This is a genomic window from Pseudomonas sp. R4-34-07, from assembly GCF_003852375.1.
Lineage (GTDB): Bacteria > Pseudomonadota > Gammaproteobacteria > Pseudomonadales > Pseudomonadaceae > Aquipseudomonas.
The window spans coordinates 2,111,227-2,126,273 of the sequence record NZ_CP027760.1; the positions used below are offsets into that span (position 1 = coordinate 2,111,227).

Below are 15,047 nucleotides of genomic sequence, written 5' to 3' on the forward strand. Positions count from 1 at the left end.
ACTCACTGTTCCAGTGAGGTGGCGGTGATCAAGACGGGGTAGTGCTCGATCTGCAAGCGGGTGGCGATGTCGTTACCGTTGACCGGCAGGATGGTGATGCCCGGCGCGGCGGCTCGAATCCGGGACAAAGCTTCGGTATCGGTTACTTCAACCGCTAGACCGGCTGCGCCCATTTCCTGCAGTTCAGGCGCGCGTTGACGCAACCAAGCCAGTGAGTGGGTATCCTCACCCACCAGGAAAAATGGCCGTAAGCCTGGCATGTTTAGGGCGCGAGACGTGATTTGGCCGGGGCTCAAGTGAGCGCTGCGAACGGGTAATATCCAGGTTTCATCGGCAAACGTGGATAAGTCCGCATGCATGGCGCGACCAGGCTGGAGATTGTTGTTCATGGGCGGCCTGGCAACTTGAAAATGGGGACGGTTGAAGCCGCCAAACTGGTCCTCTGCAACGGATTGTTTCGACTGGGCGAAAGCAGCCAAGAGCAGGGAGAAGTAATAGGTAATAGGAATTCGTTTCATGGTGGTGTGCCTTGTTCAGCGGAAGCTTGTAGCCGTGCGAGTTGCCGGGAGAATCCATCGCGGTAACGCGCTGCGGGTAAACCTCCCCTAGGGCGGTGATAACGCCCAGCGGCTGAAACCCAATCACCGGTGACCGCGTGATGCTCTTGCAGCAGGGCGGCAGTCACAGCCAGATTGCGGTAGGGTTCGAGAGCTTCGCAGGGACTGGAAAAACGTTGTCCGTGATAACCCAGGTTGGTTTGCCCAAGTCCGGCGTCGACCCGTTTAGCGTCATATTGTTTGAGCGCCTGGAGCAAGGCGTGACATGCGGCCTGGCGAGTGGCGAAACGGTAGGGTGTTCCGGCTATATTTAGGGTCCACGGCCACGGCAGCAGTCGACCACGGACGCGAATACCGCTCTCCTGTAAGGCAATCGCGAACAACACCGTAGACGGGATGTCGGCATCATGCGCCGCCAGTTGATAAGCCGGAGGCGGAAGTTCGTCAGCCCGAACCGCGTGCACTGCCAGTTGGAGCGCAATAGCAATCAATCGAGACTTTGCCATTGTCCATTCACCTGTTGAAATGTGACGGGTAATGGTCTTGGGGCGCCCAGGCTGAACCAGCGACCACGGTCATGGTTCAGGGTGATCTGCCGGCGTTGAACCTTGGCCGGATCAATGTCCGCTTGCCGAGCCCAGCTGCGGACGCGTTCATCCTCGCCTTGGCTGCCCACCAGGTAGATATCGAACGCCGTATCACTGCTTTGCAGACGCTGTGCTTCGGCGGTGCACGCAGAGCAGTGATCTTCGACAAACAGAGCTCGGCGCGGCTCTACCGGTGAGCTAGACGAGGGCGGGGATGCCATACCCTGAACCGGCAACAGCCCCGGAAACAGCTTGGCCCAGGCCGCTGTGTAAGCGTTTTGGTAGGCCAATTCACGCTCGGCGCGCTTGGCTTCCAGTGCTACCTGTAATTCGGCATATCGCTGGCGCTCTTGGTCGGTCTTGGACTCAACCCCGAGGGCGGTTAACGGATCGAGGTTCGGGCTCCAGAAACCGCGTGGACCGGCTTGGATCTGTTCGAAGCGTGTCCATTCCTGCTCGGTCAGGCCCCAACTCGCTGCCTGTTCAGAGTCAGAGCGCCCCAAGGGCGCGACCTGCGTGTCCTGGTTCCTTGACGGTGTCGTGACGGGGTTGCCCATCGCAGCGCCTATGGCCAGTAGCGAAGCGAGACAGACGATGGGGAGTAGTGAGGCTCTGTTCATGATCGCTTCTCAAGGGAGTTGCACTGTCTGGTCTGGCTGAGCAGCCACTGCGAAGATGGCCGCCTTCGGCTCCAGCACTTTCAGTCGCCATGTGCCAAGCTGCTCGCCGGTGTGCAGCAACCGGGTATCGTTGAGCGAGCGACTATCAGGAGGCGCGACCGCCAGAAAGCGCTCGCCACCACGGGACTCGACACTCAACACTGAGAATGGCGGCGGGAGCGGTACAGACTTGGGGCGAGAGGTTTTCTTCGGTTTGGCCGGGGAAGATGTCGGTGGAGGAAGTGTTGGCTGTGGCTTGAGGTCCAGGAGTTGCTGCTCGACGTGCTCAAGTCGTGCGCGTAGCGCGTTCATGTCGGCTGTGGTGGCTCGGTCTGCCAGACCGTCGCGTAGCTCCTGTATCTCTTGTGCCCATTGATCCAACATAGGGCCGAGTGTGTTGGCCTGTTGTTCACCGGAATCCACCATCTGCTTCAGGTCCTTCAGTGCATGCTGCAGCTTCTCCTGCGCGTCTTTGAGATCGCTCGAATCACGTTGCAAGGTTTGCAGGATCTGTAGGTGTTGGGCGTTCGCATTTCCCAGCTCGGTCACGCGTTGATGCTGGTCATACAAACCACCACTCAGTCCGGAGACCGCCAGGCAAAGTAAGCCAACAATGATGGTTTGAAACGTCGAGGCTTTCATGGCCGTGCCTCCGTCTGATGGGACGAGTCTGGTTTAGCCGGCACGATGCCGACATCAGCTTTCTGCTGTTCGAAGCAGACCGAACGGCTGACCTCATTGGTCATGAGTTGCCAGGCGGAGCCAGCCAATACCTGTAGTGCGCTGCGTAACGGAACCGGGCCGAGCCGGTAATGGGCTGCAGGCAGAGGTCGAGTGAAAAGTGTCTTTACTGGTTCGGTGGCAGGGCAGAGCGAATAACCCGAGCGCTGCAGCGCGTAGTGCATCGCCTCCTGTACCGAGGGATTAAAGTTGGACGGTATGTTCACATCAATGATTTGAGCGAGAAGATCACGTTGCTCCGTGGTGGGCTCGGTGCTCACCAGCGTATAGCGACCATAACGGATTTCCGCCGGATGGCTTGCTTCGGCTGGGCTCCTTGATAACTGGGTCCGATTGGAACCACTGTCGATCTTTGGATTAGTCGGCAATGGGGTGGGGATTTGCGCGCTGCAGGCACTCAAAAAACCCAGCAGGCAGACAGGCGTAAAAAAACGCTCCATGAAAAAAACCTCATGTCAGATTCAGTGCAGAACCTGACATGAGGTGAAGGAGCGATTCAGTGAGAAAGTCGATTTATGGCGGGTCGTGTTAACGCTAAATGCGTTGCTATTCATCAAAAATGGCGAGCGTGTCCAAGACGGCAGCGTCGGGGTCGAAAATCAACAAGCGCACATCCGCCAATGCCGCCAGATACAGTACGTTGACCAAGGCTGCCGGTGTACCGGCATCGAGTTGCTGTTGCCTCAGCGATGAGTAAGAACAGCCCTCGATTTTGACCAGGTTATCGTCGGTCCAGGGCGTGCCGATCAGCTTACACCCGACGCCATTGCAGTCCTTCAGGGCAAAGGGTTCGAACAGCAGACCGGATGGTCTGGAGTCGAAATTGCCAGCCCGGCGCTCCACGTAACGCAATGCTTCTTCAGTGAGGTGTGTGGTACTGATCTCCCAGATTCGACTGTAGTGTCCTGTCTCGAAGCTCAAGCGACGGATCACAGCTTCGGCATCTTCCAGGGAGTACAGATCGCCGACATGATGCCGCTCGTTGAGCATTTCTCCCATTACGGCGTAGATCACTTGGCGCACCAGTCCGGTGGACTGACAGCGTTCTTCCAACTCATCCGGAATGAATTGACCTTCGCTGATCAAGGCGAAATCTTCATTGAAGATGCAGAGGAACATCTGTAGTTCATCGTCGGGCAAATGGACCTGTGAGTAGTGCAGGGGGCGAAAGCAGGGAGGGTAGTTGTTTTCGTAGGTGATCAGTAGCAGCCGTTCGATATGAAGGTTGTCATAACCGCGAGCAAATGGGTTTGAAGCCGGGAGCAGGGCTAGGGTTTGGTTCATGAGGGTTCTCCAGAATTGAAATGAACAAGGCGCCCGTAGGCGCCTGTGAGGGTTAAATCCAGCCGTATTCGGCAAGGGAGAGCGGGCGACCTTCACCCACGATGAAGTGATCCAGTACGCACACGTCGATCAATGCCAAGGCCTCTTTCAACCGTGCGGTCAAAACACGGTCCGCCTGGCTGGGCTCTGTGCACCCTGAGGGATGGTTGTGAACAAAAATGACGGCTGCAGCGTTATGCGCGAGGGAACGCTTAACGACTTGGCGGGGGTAAACGCTGGCGCCATCAATGCTGCCGTGAAAGAGGATTTCGAACGCCAGCACCCGGTGCTGGGCGTCAAAAAAAATCACACCAAAGACTTCATGGTCTTGTTGCGCAAGACGCAGTTTTAGGTAAGCCGCCACGGTGTCAGGCGACGTCAGGATAGGCCCGCGGGCGAAAAACCGACGATCCAGAATATGCAGCGCTTCGTCGATCAGCTGGTTTTCTTGGACAATGCGATCAGCCTCGAAATCCGAGGTCTCAATCAGTGTGAGTTGGGGGCTCATGGCGCTACCTCCGAAGGGAATAATCAGGGGTACACGCCCGAGGGGAGTGGTATCCCCAGGGTGGGTATGGAGTTGCAGGCGTTTGCAGGTGATGCAGGTTTACAGCCGATTGTATCGGTGGCGTTGACCGTGCATAGGTGAACCACAACTGTCGCAAGGCAACGGAGAAAAGGCTCTTATGCCCCAGCCGGTTTCGGGATCGAAGTCGGCACTGATGGGCATTAAGCGAACCAGCCCACGATGTATCGCGGCGATGCGTTGTTCGATCTCATCTGGCGAGTGATACAGCGATAACGTGCTGTAGTCCTCGTAAGCCGCACCGAACAGGCAGTCGTCGCAAAGCCAGAAGCATTCCATATTGGTTCTCCTGTGCTGTTTGAAGAAAAGGCGCTCGATCGAGCGCCTTGATGTAAAAAGCGTGGATTGTTCAGGCGGACTGAACAGCACGTGTGGCGACACGGCGGGCCGTGCGGGGAGTGGTTGGAGATTCAGGTTCAATCCTGGGCTCTGTAGGGGTGTCGGTATCCTCAGCTTTGGCATCAGCCGACGTTGGAGAGGGTTCATTGATCGGCGCTGGCTCAGCAGGTGCTGTTGCTTCCTGCCTGGCGGGCGCTTTGTATTCGAACTTGCCATTGACCTTGATCCAGTCGATGAGCAGCAAACGACCTTTCAGACTGGCGCCCGGTTGGCCTTGTTTCGCGCCTTTCTCATAGAGAAATGGGTCGATCCACAGGTCACCAATACGGAACGACAGCAAGACCTTTTTCTCGGCCTTGACGGCGTCCATATAGAGACGAATCAAGCGGTCAGCTTCGCCACCAGCGACTTTGCAATCAAAGCGGGTGTACTCCACTGCATCGGAGGCACCATGCAAGGCTGCGATATCGCAGGCCATGAATGGCTGACCGCGGCGGACCTGTACTTCACGAACACGGTTGAGGTAGCCGATACCGACGGTGTGCAGGTTGAAGTAAGAGGTCGCTTCTTGGGATTGGTTGGCGTAGGCCATGGTGGTTCTCCAGTTTCAAGGGAAAACGGCGACGCACAGCCCCTGGCAGGGAAGTGAGCCCCGTCAGGGTGGGTAAGATGAAGGCGAGCGATGAACGACTCGCCACCGGCAAGCCGATGACCATCAGAATGAAGCTTCTGGGTGAGTAGCTGTGCAGCAGAGGAGAGTCTGCAGTGGTAACCCGCAGGCATGGAGTAGTCGGCATTCATTACCGCTTAAGCGGCAACCGCGCGAGCTTCCGAACGCTGATCGCACTTGGGTAAACCACCACGAACGTGGCGTAGCCTTGAAGGTTTTGGCTACCTGGGCTGTCAACGACAGCGAACCACGCCCTTTGTATAAGCCTGTCACCGGGGAGCGTCAAGACGCTACAACCCGATTTTTTAAGGCCGGAATACGGTGGTAGCCACTGGAGTTAAGAAAATGAAAAAAAAGAAGAGTGGGCCTGGCGGTGTGCCAGGCGAGGAAGAGAAAAACCACCTTTGACGGTCTTACGCAGTCGACAAGCTCCTCGCAAAACTTGGTTGAACTGCGCAATGATTCGCCAACCGACCCTTGTCGTGGCCTGGGTCGGAACATGCTGGCACGCATCCGCGCACAAAGGGTGCCCCTTGTTTCCCCGGTGGGCTCCGGGACTGAATACGATCGCCGAAGCGGATGACCGCTATTGCCGGGTAGAGGCAACAGTGGTCATCCGCCACCACAATCAGGTCGAGCACAAAACGGGAACGAGATCCCGCAGAAGAGGAGGCTCCGAACTCCGGGAGTCCGACCGAGCTACCCGGAGCGTATCGGTCTTGGGTTGCTGTTAGCGATCATCCGAAGGCACTACAGCAGACCGGGAAGGCTGACGTCAAGGCGTAATCGTCCGACGAACACACCTTCTAGATCTCAACGCTAAGCGCAAGGGTTTCCGCGGAGTTTACCCGATAGCGTCCAGATCAGAAGCGCGAGGGGCAGATAGCCCCAGACTGACTGTCCATCCCTGCCTTGGCCATGATTTGCGCGCGCACCCCTGAGCCAGATCGCTGGCTACAACCTGATAGAAACCTCAGCGACTAGCTTTTAACGTTTCAAGCATCGCCTCGGCGGCCAGAGTGTGGACTTTGCGGGTCGGGTGCCATTCATCCCAGTAGTAGTGGGCATCTGGATTTTTACACACGGGCTTGACGGCCGGATAGGTGGCTTGGCACGGGGTATCCAGATCCTTAAAACCCGCAACATCGGGCGCCGCGCGAAGCTTGTCGCTGAAGGCCAGGTGGTCAAAGTAACTAATACTGACATGATGGGTTTTAGCCAGTGTTGTTAGCACGTTTGGCAGTTTTTGTTCGAGTATCTGTTGGTATTCTGTTGCGCTCTTGACTTGATTGCCCTGCACCACAGCCGGCACATGACTCAAATCTGTAGTTCCCACGACCATCATGTGCTTGGCGCCTGCTGCAATCAGCGTCTCGGCGGCCCTCTGTATGTTCGCCACACTGTTCTGGCTTAACACGTCAATCGACTCTGGGTGCGAGAAGTCGGCCCATTCAAAAAAGTCGTTGGCTGAGATGAAAATGAAATAGAGCGAATTTGGATCCGCTTTGTGTGTTTTAGCGGCTTTCAGATGATCGGAGATTTGACCGAAAATCCCAGTGTCGCGATATTGCTCCATCCAGGCATAGTAGTTGCCGTTGCCGCTCTTGGCACCGCCAATCCCGTAGTCAGTCAAGGGGGTTTTCAAGGCGAGAGCCAAGTCCTCGACGGCGGTAGGGCCATTGCTCCAGCGCCCCTTCCAATACAACGCACCGGGTAACTCCTGCGCATCTTTGACCTTCTGCGTGGCCAATTGGCTAGTGAAGGTTTGACCCGCACCATTGTCAGAGTAGCTGTCACCGAAAGCATAGAGATGATCGTAGCTAGGGGCGCCAAAGGCGGTTGATGCAGTTAGTGTCAATAGAGCGGCTAAGCGAGCGCGTCGAGTCATTGAAAGTCTCCCTGGTTATCGCCTCAGACTACCGGCGGCGACATTCTTTCCTTGCCACGGTTGCGACGTATGTTTAGCCATGTGCGCAAAGACTGTCCTGTTCGCGACTGGTGTTGGCGGGTAGCGACAAGGCTGTCTATCGGCTCAAAGAAGATTCTGCTCACCTGAAAGCGTTTAATGAACTGGAGCAGATATGGGTTTCGACCGGCAATTCGCGTGATCAGTAAAGTGCGTTATGTACGACGCGTGCTTTTGCTGGTTGGCATTGTGCCCTTGCAGTCCGGATAGTCTGAGCATGACCAGAACGGCCCTGTTTTCCCTTTTCGCTTACACATGGAGGCGTTGCATATGGGGCAGGTTGGACCGGCTTCAACAGGCAACGCTAACGTAAGGGAGCTGCAATTTGCGATCAACTGTGCAATCCAACTCGCCTGCTTGGCGACGAACGCATCGAGGCTTAGACGTCCCGCCTCGATTTCATCCAGAGCCTGCTCCCAGATCGCGGTCATACCTGGATCCGTAACTGCAACGGGTACCGCCTCTATTAAGGTATGGGCCGCGGCGGAGGCCATTAAGGTGCGTTTTTTCTTGAGCAAATATCCGCGATCAATCAACCCTTTGATAATCCCGGCGCGTGTAGCTTCAGTACCGATACCGGTGGTGTCCCGAAGTTTCTGTTTCAGGCGTGGGTCGCTGACCAGTTTGGCCACGTTTTTCATCGCTTTGATCAGATCGCCCTCGGTGAGAGGGTTGGGAGCGGCAGTGCGCATGGACTTGAGTTCGACATCGTCCACGGCGCACTGAGTCCCCTGCTGCAAGCCGGGTAAAACTTGGGATTTATGCGTCGGCTCATTATCCTTGGGAGAGTCGGAGAGTATGCCTTTCCATCCCTGAACCAGTATCTGTTTGCCGACAGCGGTCAGCTGTTCTTCGCCACATTCCAGTTCGACTTGGGTTCGATCAAACTCATGATGCGGAAGAAACTGCGCAAGGTAGTGGCCACGGATAAGTTCGTAAACGTGGCGCTCGTGTTCCGACATTCGCGCAAGATTTGCCGGTTCGGTGGTAGGGATTATGGCGTGGTGAGCCGTGACCTTGGCATCGTTCCACGCTCGTGAGTGCAAGGATTGGTCTAGGTTTCCGAGCGCAGACTTTAGTGCGGGATCGGTTTGGCGCAGGGCATCGAATACTGTGCATACCTCGTTGAACATACTCTCTGGCAGATAGCGACAATCGCTGCGCGGATAGCTAGTGGCTTTATGGGTTTCATACAGGGATTGAGCGATGTTCAGGGTTTCCTGAGCGCCGAGTCCCAGTTTGCGTGAGCAGGCTTCTTGCAGAGTACTCAGGTCGAAGGGCAGGGGCGGCGCTTCCCGGAAATGCTCAGTTCGAAGAGAGAGTACTGTCGCGGTCTTGGTACCCGAAATTGCTTCGACGGTCTCACGGGCAAGCGCCTGTTGCAGGCAACGACCAGCATCATCTCGCGCGGAGTGGTGTGGTAGCCACGACGCGATGAATGGTTGCCCTTTTGAGGAAAGGTGCACATCCACTTCCCAGTAAGAAATTGAAACGAAGCTGGCAATCGCACGATCACGATCAACCACCAAACGTAACGTGGGTGTCTGGACACGTCCAACCGACAAGACACCGTCGTAACCCGCCCGCCGACCAAGAAGGGTAAACAAACGACTGAGGTTCATGCCGATCAGCCAGTCGGCACGGCTGCGGGCGAGGGCCGAGTGATAGAGCGGGAAGGTCTCCTGACCCGACTTCAGCGAGGTCAGCGCTTTGCGAATCGACGCCTCATTGAGTGCGGACAGCCAGAGGCGCTGAACAGGGCCTCGATATTGGCAGAGCTCCAGCAACTCGCGTGCAATCATCTCACCTTCGCGGTCGGCGTCGGTTGCGATGACAATGGTGGTAGCTTCGCTGAGCAGGCGTTTTATGATTTTGAACTGCGCGGCAGTCTTGGGTTTGACCTCCACTTGCCACTGCGCCGGAATGATCGGTAGATGATCCAACGACCAATTCTTGTACTGAGTGCCGTAGGCTTCAGGCGGGGCCGTCTCCAGTAGGTGGCCGATACACCATGTGACAGTTGTCTCGGGGCCGATCAGGCAACCATCACCGCGCCGAGTGGCTCCGATAACCTTGGCGATGTCACGACCCTGGGAAGGTTTCTCGCAGAGGAAGAGGCGCATATATCTACTCCGGATTGAGTTCGGAGCAGCGTTGTTCGAAGTAGCAGGGGCGAGATATGAGAAACCTGAATGGCAGGTTCCTCATATTAGTCGGTGAGGGCGGCCTTGAATGAGCTGAAGCTGCTACCTTATTGGAGCGTTCGTAGCTGGGTGGGGGGCTTCATGAGCCGCGAGCAATGGCAGGCCTGGAACTTCGCGCAAAGGCGCAATTTTTATGCCTGAAGTCGTCAGGCCTTAGGTGATTGCCCTCTGTGTTTCTTGGGTTTCGACGTCGGCGAGCTGGCCTGCTCAGCATTTTGAGCGGCCGTCGGTTCACTGGAGCGTTCCCGCATGACCACGCTTTGTACCCGGTGAGGCAGGATGCCGACTCGACGGGCCTCGATCTTGAAGGTCACCCGCGCATTGTCTTCGCTGTCCTCCCACTCATCGCGCACCGTACGACCTTCGACCAACACGCGCATGCCTTTCTGGTACAGCGTGCTCCAGTGTTCAGCCTCACGGTGCCAGAGCTCAACCGGCGCCCAATAGCCGCCCCGATCTTCATAGCTGCCCTCGCGTGGGATGGGGTTGTCGAAGTACACATTCAGCCTTAGCAAGCGCCGTGGCTCGTCATTGCCTGAGGCGAACTCCTGGAACTCTGGCGCACTGCCGATATTGCCTTCGCCGACGAAAAAAGTACTCATCGTGTTGCCTCCACTGCGGGTGTGAACTGGCGCAGCAACTGTTCGGCACTGGCCATGTTGATCGCGCAGGTCGTAGCCTGGCGGTAGAGCGAATGCACCACACTCATCTGAAGGTTTAGTGCGATACGCGCGCATTCGAAACGGTGCAATTCATCTCGTACGATCTGCGGCAATGCTTTGTTGGAGATCTGACGTTCCCAAACCGCCACACCCATGCGAGCAAAATCACGGGTGCGCCAACGCAAAAATGTGGTGCCAGCACCGGTCTTCTGCAGTACCAATCGTATATCTAGTAGTGAATACGGCGGCTGCCCGGCTTGCTGCACCACAGCCTCCATCAGGCGACATAACTGCGCCTCGATTTCCCTCGCCACCTGCGCCAGGTGCTCCAACTCCCCCTTACCCTTAAAAGGTTTTAAAAGGCCTTTTAGGGAGGCAGCGTGTTCGAGCTGCCGGTAGGCATTCTGTGTCAACGCTTCGAAGGGCATTGGCTGAATCGGGATCATGGGATTCATACATCAGCCTCCGACTCATCTACGCTCGCAGACGGACCGTCCACTACCTCTGCCAAAGCGTCAGCGTCATCCACTGCTACAGCACCACGGCGAATGATCGGCGGCGCAAACTGAGAACGGCGATGACCCTCAAGGATGTCCATCGGGGGCAATCCATACTTCTCCACGGCCGCCAGGGCGCGGGCATTATTTGCGGCCATATCATCGCGTGTGACGCCGGCATGTCGATAACGTTGCGCCTGACCGAACAGGCTGCGTAGCAGATGGGCGCCGTCGTCGATCCAGGCTTCCATGTCTCTTCGACCGATCAAGGCGGTGTGATGGGCGAGTAGGGTATGGCGTACCAGCGTGTCGTAGTCGGTTAGCAGGTAAACCGCCAGAAAACCCAGTTGGCTGCCGATATACAACGGCAAAGTCACAGGGTGGATGTTGAGGTTGTCCCCCATGTCGATCTGTGTTGGCAGGTCCTGTCTGATTCGGTCCAGCTGTTGGGTCAGTTCTCCCATCCCGGCCTTCGCCTGCATCAATTTTTCTTCGAGCTGCACGATGGCCCAATCAGCATAGGGATCGTCCTGGGCGGCCGTTTGTTTGATCAGGTTGGTGACACTGATGTAACCGGCCATACCCATGATCGAGTGGACGCCTTCGCGTGCGGCTCGACCTTGCCAGATACGGGCTGCATGGTGGGTATGCAGGGTCAGGGTGATGCTGCTGCGCAATGAACCCAGATTGAGTTGATAGTGATCGGCCATGGTGTTGTCCTCGCATAGGCTTGGACGGGAAGTTGCGACAGATGAGGGGCAAGGGCAGCCAAAAAGCTGAACGCGGTCTGTTCGGTTTGATGAGAAAGAGAAATACATAACGTCTACGTTTAGTTGAGTACGTCCCGGTGTTCCTCTAAAAGCTCCATGGCCCGGTACGACATTTCGTAGACTGGAGCTCTATGGATTTGATGCCACTGGCATCAACTCTACTGAGTTCCACCGCGTCCACGCAGTTGGCGCAGCTCATTCAGACACGCTTGGGCGAGGGCTGATGCGGGTTCGCCCTTTTTCCGAGTCGGCCGCGAGGGAGCGGATGGGGGCGGCTCTGCGACGGGTGACGGTTCGACCTGACTTGCCCAAGGACGAAAGTCGCCTTTCAGCGCACGCTGGATCAGGCCCATCAGATAGGCCGCTGGCTTGCGGATACCGCCGGCCTTACAGCGTGCCCCCGCCTCGTTGAGCACAGCCTGCTGATCCGCTGGGTTAAGCTTGATCAGCGCCGCCGCGACGGCCTGACGTTCGCTGGGACTCAGGTGTAGCGCAGTGGGCCAGCGCAGGTTATCCACAGTAGAGGTCGCGCGCGGTACTGTACATTTACTTTCTTTTAATACAGTACAGGCAGCGTTCGGATTCCGAACGGTGCTGGAAACGTTAGGGTTCAAGCCTGATTCGGAATCCGAACGAGAGCCTGCACGATTCCGAACGCGGTGATCTTCCCTCTGTTCGGAATCGTGGAGTGCATCACCGGGTGGCTGATCCAAGCCTTGCTGCGTCCACTGTTCGCCCCAGCTGTCGAGCCGCGTCGGTAACCGACCCTGATCGATATTCGTGTCCTGTCGGACCTCCTCCACAATGTGTTGAGCGACAATCCGCACCGCCTTCGTCGCATGACCGAGGGCATGTCCGACCAGTTCTAGATAATCCTGATCCAGCTCCATGGCTTCGGCGGGGGTTAACGGCTCATCGTGCAGAACATACAAAGAACCTTGTAGCCGCCCGCTGATTTGATCGCGACCGCGGCTAACCAAGCTGAGCCAACGAGTGAGCCTGAGCATCGTCAACACGCGAGCAATGGTTTCACGCGAGGCTGACGCACCGTAGGGCACGCTCGAGAGGTAAGGCTGCAAATCCTCATAGCGCGGCGTGACCACGCCCTGGCCTTGCAGCATGAGTCGAAATACCTGCCAGGCATTTCGCTCCAATGGCGTCAGCCGATTGTCCAATAGCAGCCGACGTGGCACGACCTCGTGTGATTGGCCGCTAAACAGAAAGCCAGCCTGTAGAGCCTGGTTGGAGGGCTGTTCAGTGGTAGGGCGTGCTGGCCAGCGCTCATGCAGCTGCTGTGTGCATTGCTGCAGGACACGTTGCCAGCGACTGGCAGGACCAGCATTCATGTTTTGTTGCTGTACTGGTCGATTTGCTGCCAAACGATGGTCAAGCTGATCTGCTGTTCTTCGGCAAGCATCATCATGGCGTCGAGTTTATCCTCGGTGCCGTCCTCTGTTCGTATTTGTCGCCAACGTTGCCACAACGCATGCTCCTGCGCTTCGCTTAAATGTTGGGGGCGGCCTTTACGGGTTTCTATCTTGAGTAGACGCCGGCGCATGGCTGTTTCCGAATGCGCCAAGCCAAAACACTGGTACATAATGGTGCTGCTGGCGCCGAGTTTGAGCGCTCGGTTGATCAACCGTTCGTTCTGTTCGTCGCGTTCAGCTTGTTCAATCAAACGATGCAGCACTGGCGAGTCAATCTTGACCTCAAGCCAAGGGACTGTGGCATGGGCCAGGCGCGATAACGTGGTCGGTGGTAAGGATTGCAGCACGAAGATGTCATCCTCACTGAGTCCAAGTGCCTTGCAGCGTTGCAGGTTGCCCAGGCGTAGTTCGTGCAGTACCTGGGTTAGCATGGCTTGATTGAGCATATTGAAGGACAGGTTCATCTCAGCTCCTTCGGTAAGTTTTCTTCAGAGGTGAGCGTTAAGTCGATTAGTCTCCGGGCCAAGCGGATCAGGCGAAACAGTTTGATTAGCAGATTGTCAGGCAGTCGCTCCAGCCCCACGTCTGTGACTGGTCGATCTGGTAGAGGGAGTTGATAGACCCCTAACAACAGTTGCCCGAACAGTGCGGAAGGTATTTGCTTGCGATCTTCCCAGTTCACCTCGTCTTGAGCACGTAGCAGGGCCAGGAGCATTAGGTGAACGCCGGTCGAGCGAGGCGCTGAAAGATCGAGTCGCTCAATGTCCAACGCGAAGCCCAAGCCAAGCTTTTGATCAATGATGCACTCGGCATCTCCGGCATAGGCCGCCATTTCACGAGCCAGTCCGGCAATGGCTAAACGCAGTTGCTCGGGGGTATCCATCAGTGGTTTGATGATCCAAAGGTCGTCGATTGGGCAGGTTTCGACTGGGGACGTCGTTTCGGTGGCTATCTCGCGATCGATTTGCTCACGAATCTGTTGAACGCGTGATCGAGGACTGGCCGCTGGTAAAGCATTTGTTTCGGGTTCTGCGAGCAGTTCTTCTGAAATTGGCTCTATCCTGCTCTCGGCCTCGATTGATTTTGATTCCGCATCGGAGGAGGGCGGTTCTGCCGCGGCTTCATGCTCGCTTGGCGGATGACTGCTTTCTGAAGGCGTGGTGACGATAGCCCCAGGCGTGCGGGCGCCCCGTTGGGTATCGCTCAGCTCCAGGGCCAGCATACGGTAGGACTGTCCGAGCAAGCTGCTCATGCGTTCGAGCAGTTCGTCCTGGATCTGCTCAAGATCAAACGAGTCAGGATCACCATCGAAGTAGCCCATGGTTTCCAGCCAGAACTCTGCAAACGCAACTGTGGCAGTTGGATAACGGTTCCAGGTTCGTTCAGCCTGACTACGTAGACCGATCAGACGCTCTATCTGAGGCTTACCCAATCCGGCATACAGAGTTTGTGGAATGGCGGGTAATAAGTGTTCGAGGGTGTCCAGCATGCGGCTGATATGCGACTGCGAAATCGGATAGCCTCCAGCGGCAAGGCGTCGAGCCAGCTCCCGTTGTGAGAGCTCTGGGCCATCCGACTCAAGCATGGTTTTGAGTTTGGCTACCGCCAGAGCCCGTTCGATGAACGTGAGTTGACCGTGCAGATCGCTTTCAGCCAAATGACCGAGTAGGGCGGTGATTTCATTGCTCCAAGGTCGGAACAGGCAGTGGATCCGAAAGAAACGCTCGTCGCGAGTTTCCTGCCACAGCTCGCCGAGAATTGCCAAGCGCGTATTACCGCCGTTGCGGATGATGAAAGAGGTTTCACCCGGCCGGCGGGTAATCGGTGGCGGTTGATCCAGCCCGCGTTCACGGATCGATGCCTTGATATCGTCATAAAGCGGGTTACGTATGAAGCGTGGGTTGTGTTCGTAGGGACGTAACTGTTCCAGAGTGACCAACATGGGAGTGTCGATGACTGGATCGGACAGTCGCTCCAGTCCAGGACCTTGAGTGAAGTGGTCCTGGCGCAGCTTGTCGGTGATTTCCTCCTGACTGAGCTTCTTCATCGGAACCGCCTC

Annotated in this window: 17 protein-coding genes; all 17 read right to left on the reverse strand. The window is 56.5% G+C overall.

The genetic code is table 11. The features are described from left to right. Window positions 1-2: 2 nt before the first annotated feature. Window positions 3-518 (reverse strand): integrating conjugative element protein, encoded by a 516-nt coding sequence (locus C4J85_RS09780; protein ID WP_124362198.1) that lies wholly within the window; start codon window positions 516-518, stop codon window positions 3-5. Then, window positions 515-1,063: a lytic transglycosylase gene (locus tag C4J85_RS09785; RefSeq protein WP_124362199.1), complete on the reverse strand. Its 549-nt coding sequence runs from the start codon at window positions 1,061-1,063 to the stop codon at window positions 515-517. The genes C4J85_RS09780 and C4J85_RS09785 overlap by 4 nt, the downstream gene beginning before the upstream one ends. Next, window positions 1,045-1,764 (reverse strand): TIGR03759 family integrating conjugative element protein, encoded by a 720-nt coding sequence (locus tag C4J85_RS09790; protein WP_124362200.1) that lies wholly within the window; start codon window positions 1,762-1,764, stop codon window positions 1,045-1,047. Before C4J85_RS09790 ends, C4J85_RS09785 begins: the two co-directional genes overlap by 19 nt. A gap of 9 nt (window positions 1,765-1,773) precedes the next feature. Further along, window positions 1,774-2,445: a chemotaxis protein gene (locus C4J85_RS09795; RefSeq protein ID WP_124406839.1), complete on the reverse strand. Its 672-nt coding sequence runs from the start codon at window positions 2,443-2,445 to the stop codon at window positions 1,774-1,776. Continuing rightward, window positions 2,442-2,984: a PilL N-terminal domain-containing protein gene (locus C4J85_RS09800; RefSeq protein WP_124403715.1), complete on the reverse strand. Its 543-nt coding sequence runs from the start codon at window positions 2,982-2,984 to the stop codon at window positions 2,442-2,444. Before C4J85_RS09800 ends, C4J85_RS09795 begins: the two co-directional genes overlap by 4 nt. 106 nt (window positions 2,985-3,090) lie before the next feature. Then, window positions 3,091-3,828: an ABC transporter substrate-binding protein gene (locus C4J85_RS09805; RefSeq protein ID WP_124406840.1), complete on the reverse strand. Its 738-nt coding sequence runs from the start codon at window positions 3,826-3,828 to the stop codon at window positions 3,091-3,093. A gap of 52 nt (window positions 3,829-3,880) precedes the next feature. Continuing rightward, window positions 3,881-4,375 (reverse strand): DNA repair protein RadC, encoded by a 495-nt coding sequence (radC, locus tag C4J85_RS09810; protein ID WP_124403717.1) that lies wholly within the window; start codon window positions 4,373-4,375, stop codon window positions 3,881-3,883. 99 nt (window positions 4,376-4,474) lie between these two features. Beyond that, window positions 4,475-4,732 (reverse strand): hypothetical protein, encoded by a 258-nt coding sequence (locus C4J85_RS09815; protein WP_124403718.1) that lies wholly within the window; start codon window positions 4,730-4,732, stop codon window positions 4,475-4,477. 70 nt (window positions 4,733-4,802) lie between these two features. Further along, entirely contained in the window at window positions 4,803-5,384 is a 582-nt protein-coding gene (locus C4J85_RS09820) for an STY4534 family ICE replication protein (RefSeq protein WP_124403719.1), read from the reverse strand. Between the two features lie 1,051 nt (window positions 5,385-6,435). Continuing rightward, a complete protein-coding gene (locus C4J85_RS09825) occupies window positions 6,436-7,350 on the reverse strand; it encodes an SGNH/GDSL hydrolase family protein (protein ID WP_124403720.1) in 915 nt (304 codons plus the stop codon). Between the two features lie 233 nt (window positions 7,351-7,583). Next, window positions 7,584-9,551 (reverse strand): DNA topoisomerase III, encoded by a 1,968-nt coding sequence (locus C4J85_RS09830; RefSeq protein ID WP_124403721.1) that lies wholly within the window; start codon window positions 9,549-9,551, stop codon window positions 7,584-7,586. A gap of 227 nt (window positions 9,552-9,778) precedes the next feature. Then, entirely contained in the window at window positions 9,779-10,234 is a 456-nt protein-coding gene (locus C4J85_RS09835; RefSeq protein WP_124362207.1) for a single-stranded DNA-binding protein, read from the reverse strand. Further along, complete coding sequence (locus C4J85_RS09840) at window positions 10,231-10,749, reverse strand: DUF3158 family protein (RefSeq protein WP_124406842.1); 519 nt, start codon at window positions 10,747-10,749, stop codon at window positions 10,231-10,233. The genes C4J85_RS09835 and C4J85_RS09840 overlap by 4 nt, the downstream gene beginning before the upstream one ends. Further along, on the reverse strand, window positions 10,746-11,501 hold the full coding sequence (locus C4J85_RS09845) for a PFL_4669 family integrating conjugative element protein (RefSeq protein WP_124406843.1): 756 nt from the start codon (window positions 11,499-11,501) through the stop codon (window positions 10,746-10,748). Before C4J85_RS09845 ends, C4J85_RS09840 begins: the two co-directional genes overlap by 4 nt. Before the next feature lie 218 nt (window positions 11,502-11,719). Continuing rightward, window positions 11,720-12,907 carry an STY4528 family pathogenicity island replication protein gene (locus C4J85_RS09850; protein ID WP_124403723.1) on the reverse strand — a complete coding sequence of 396 codons (1,188 nt, stop codon included), beginning with the start codon at window positions 12,905-12,907 and terminating at the stop codon, window positions 11,720-11,722. After that, window positions 12,904-13,452, reverse strand: a complete 549-nt coding sequence (locus C4J85_RS09855) for a DUF2857 domain-containing protein (RefSeq protein WP_124403724.1) — start codon at window positions 13,450-13,452, stop codon at window positions 12,904-12,906. Before C4J85_RS09855 ends, C4J85_RS09850 begins: the two co-directional genes overlap by 4 nt. Then, a complete protein-coding gene (locus C4J85_RS09860) occupies window positions 13,449-15,035 on the reverse strand; it encodes a ParB family protein (protein ID WP_124406844.1) in 1,587 nt (528 codons plus the stop codon). The genes C4J85_RS09855 and C4J85_RS09860 overlap by 4 nt, the downstream gene beginning before the upstream one ends. Window positions 15,036-15,047: the final 12 nt, after the last annotated feature.

What these genes read in the sequence shown, in the direction of transcription:
- C4J85_RS09780 (WP_124362198.1), bottom strand. Translation starts at nt 518, where the DNA reads ATGAAACGAATTCCTATTACCTATTACTTCTCCCTGCTCTTGGCTGCT.
- C4J85_RS09805 (WP_124406840.1), bottom strand. Translation starts at nt 3,828, where the DNA reads ATGAACCAAACCCTAGCCCTGCTCCCGGCTTCAAACCCATTTGCTCGC.
- radC (WP_124403717.1), bottom strand. Translation starts at nt 4,375, where the DNA reads ATGAGCCCCCAACTCACACTGATTGAGACCTCGGATTTCGAGGCTGAT.
- C4J85_RS09830 (WP_124403721.1), bottom strand. Translation starts at nt 9,551, where the DNA reads ATGCGCCTCTTCCTCTGCGAGAAACCTTCCCAGGGTCGTGACATCGCC.
- C4J85_RS09820 (WP_124403719.1), bottom strand. Translation starts at nt 5,384, where the DNA reads ATGGCCTACGCCAACCAATCCCAAGAAGCGACCTCTTACTTCAACCTG.
- C4J85_RS09795 (WP_124406839.1), bottom strand. Translation starts at nt 2,445, where the DNA reads ATGAAAGCCTCGACGTTTCAAACCATCATTGTTGGCTTACTTTGCCTG.
- C4J85_RS09790 (WP_124362200.1), bottom strand. Translation starts at nt 1,764, where the DNA reads ATGAACAGAGCCTCACTACTCCCCATCGTCTGTCTCGCTTCGCTACTG.
- C4J85_RS09840 (WP_124406842.1), bottom strand. Translation starts at nt 10,749, where the DNA reads ATGAATCCCATGATCCCGATTCAGCCAATGCCCTTCGAAGCGTTGACA.
- C4J85_RS09785 (WP_124362199.1), bottom strand. Translation starts at nt 1,063, where the DNA reads ATGGCAAAGTCTCGATTGATTGCTATTGCGCTCCAACTGGCAGTGCAC.
- C4J85_RS09855 (WP_124403724.1), bottom strand. Translation starts at nt 13,452, where the DNA reads ATGAACCTGTCCTTCAATATGCTCAATCAAGCCATGCTAACCCAGGTA.
- C4J85_RS09800 (WP_124403715.1), bottom strand. Translation starts at nt 2,984, where the DNA reads ATGGAGCGTTTTTTTACGCCTGTCTGCCTGCTGGGTTTTTTGAGTGCC.
- C4J85_RS09860 (WP_124406844.1), bottom strand. Translation starts at nt 15,035, where the DNA reads ATGAAGAAGCTCAGTCAGGAGGAAATCACCGACAAGCTGCGCCAGGAC.
- C4J85_RS09825 (WP_124403720.1), bottom strand. Translation starts at nt 7,350, where the DNA reads ATGACTCGACGCGCTCGCTTAGCCGCTCTATTGACACTAACTGCATCA.
- C4J85_RS09845 (WP_124406843.1), bottom strand. Translation starts at nt 11,501, where the DNA reads ATGGCCGATCACTATCAACTCAATCTGGGTTCATTGCGCAGCAGCATC.
- C4J85_RS09850 (WP_124403723.1), bottom strand. Translation starts at nt 12,907, where the DNA reads ATGAATGCTGGTCCTGCCAGTCGCTGGCAACGTGTCCTGCAGCAATGC.
- C4J85_RS09835 (WP_124362207.1), bottom strand. Translation starts at nt 10,234, where the DNA reads ATGAGTACTTTTTTCGTCGGCGAAGGCAATATCGGCAGTGCGCCAGAG.
- C4J85_RS09815 (WP_124403718.1), bottom strand. Translation starts at nt 4,732, where the DNA reads ATGGAATGCTTCTGGCTTTGCGACGACTGCCTGTTCGGTGCGGCTTAC.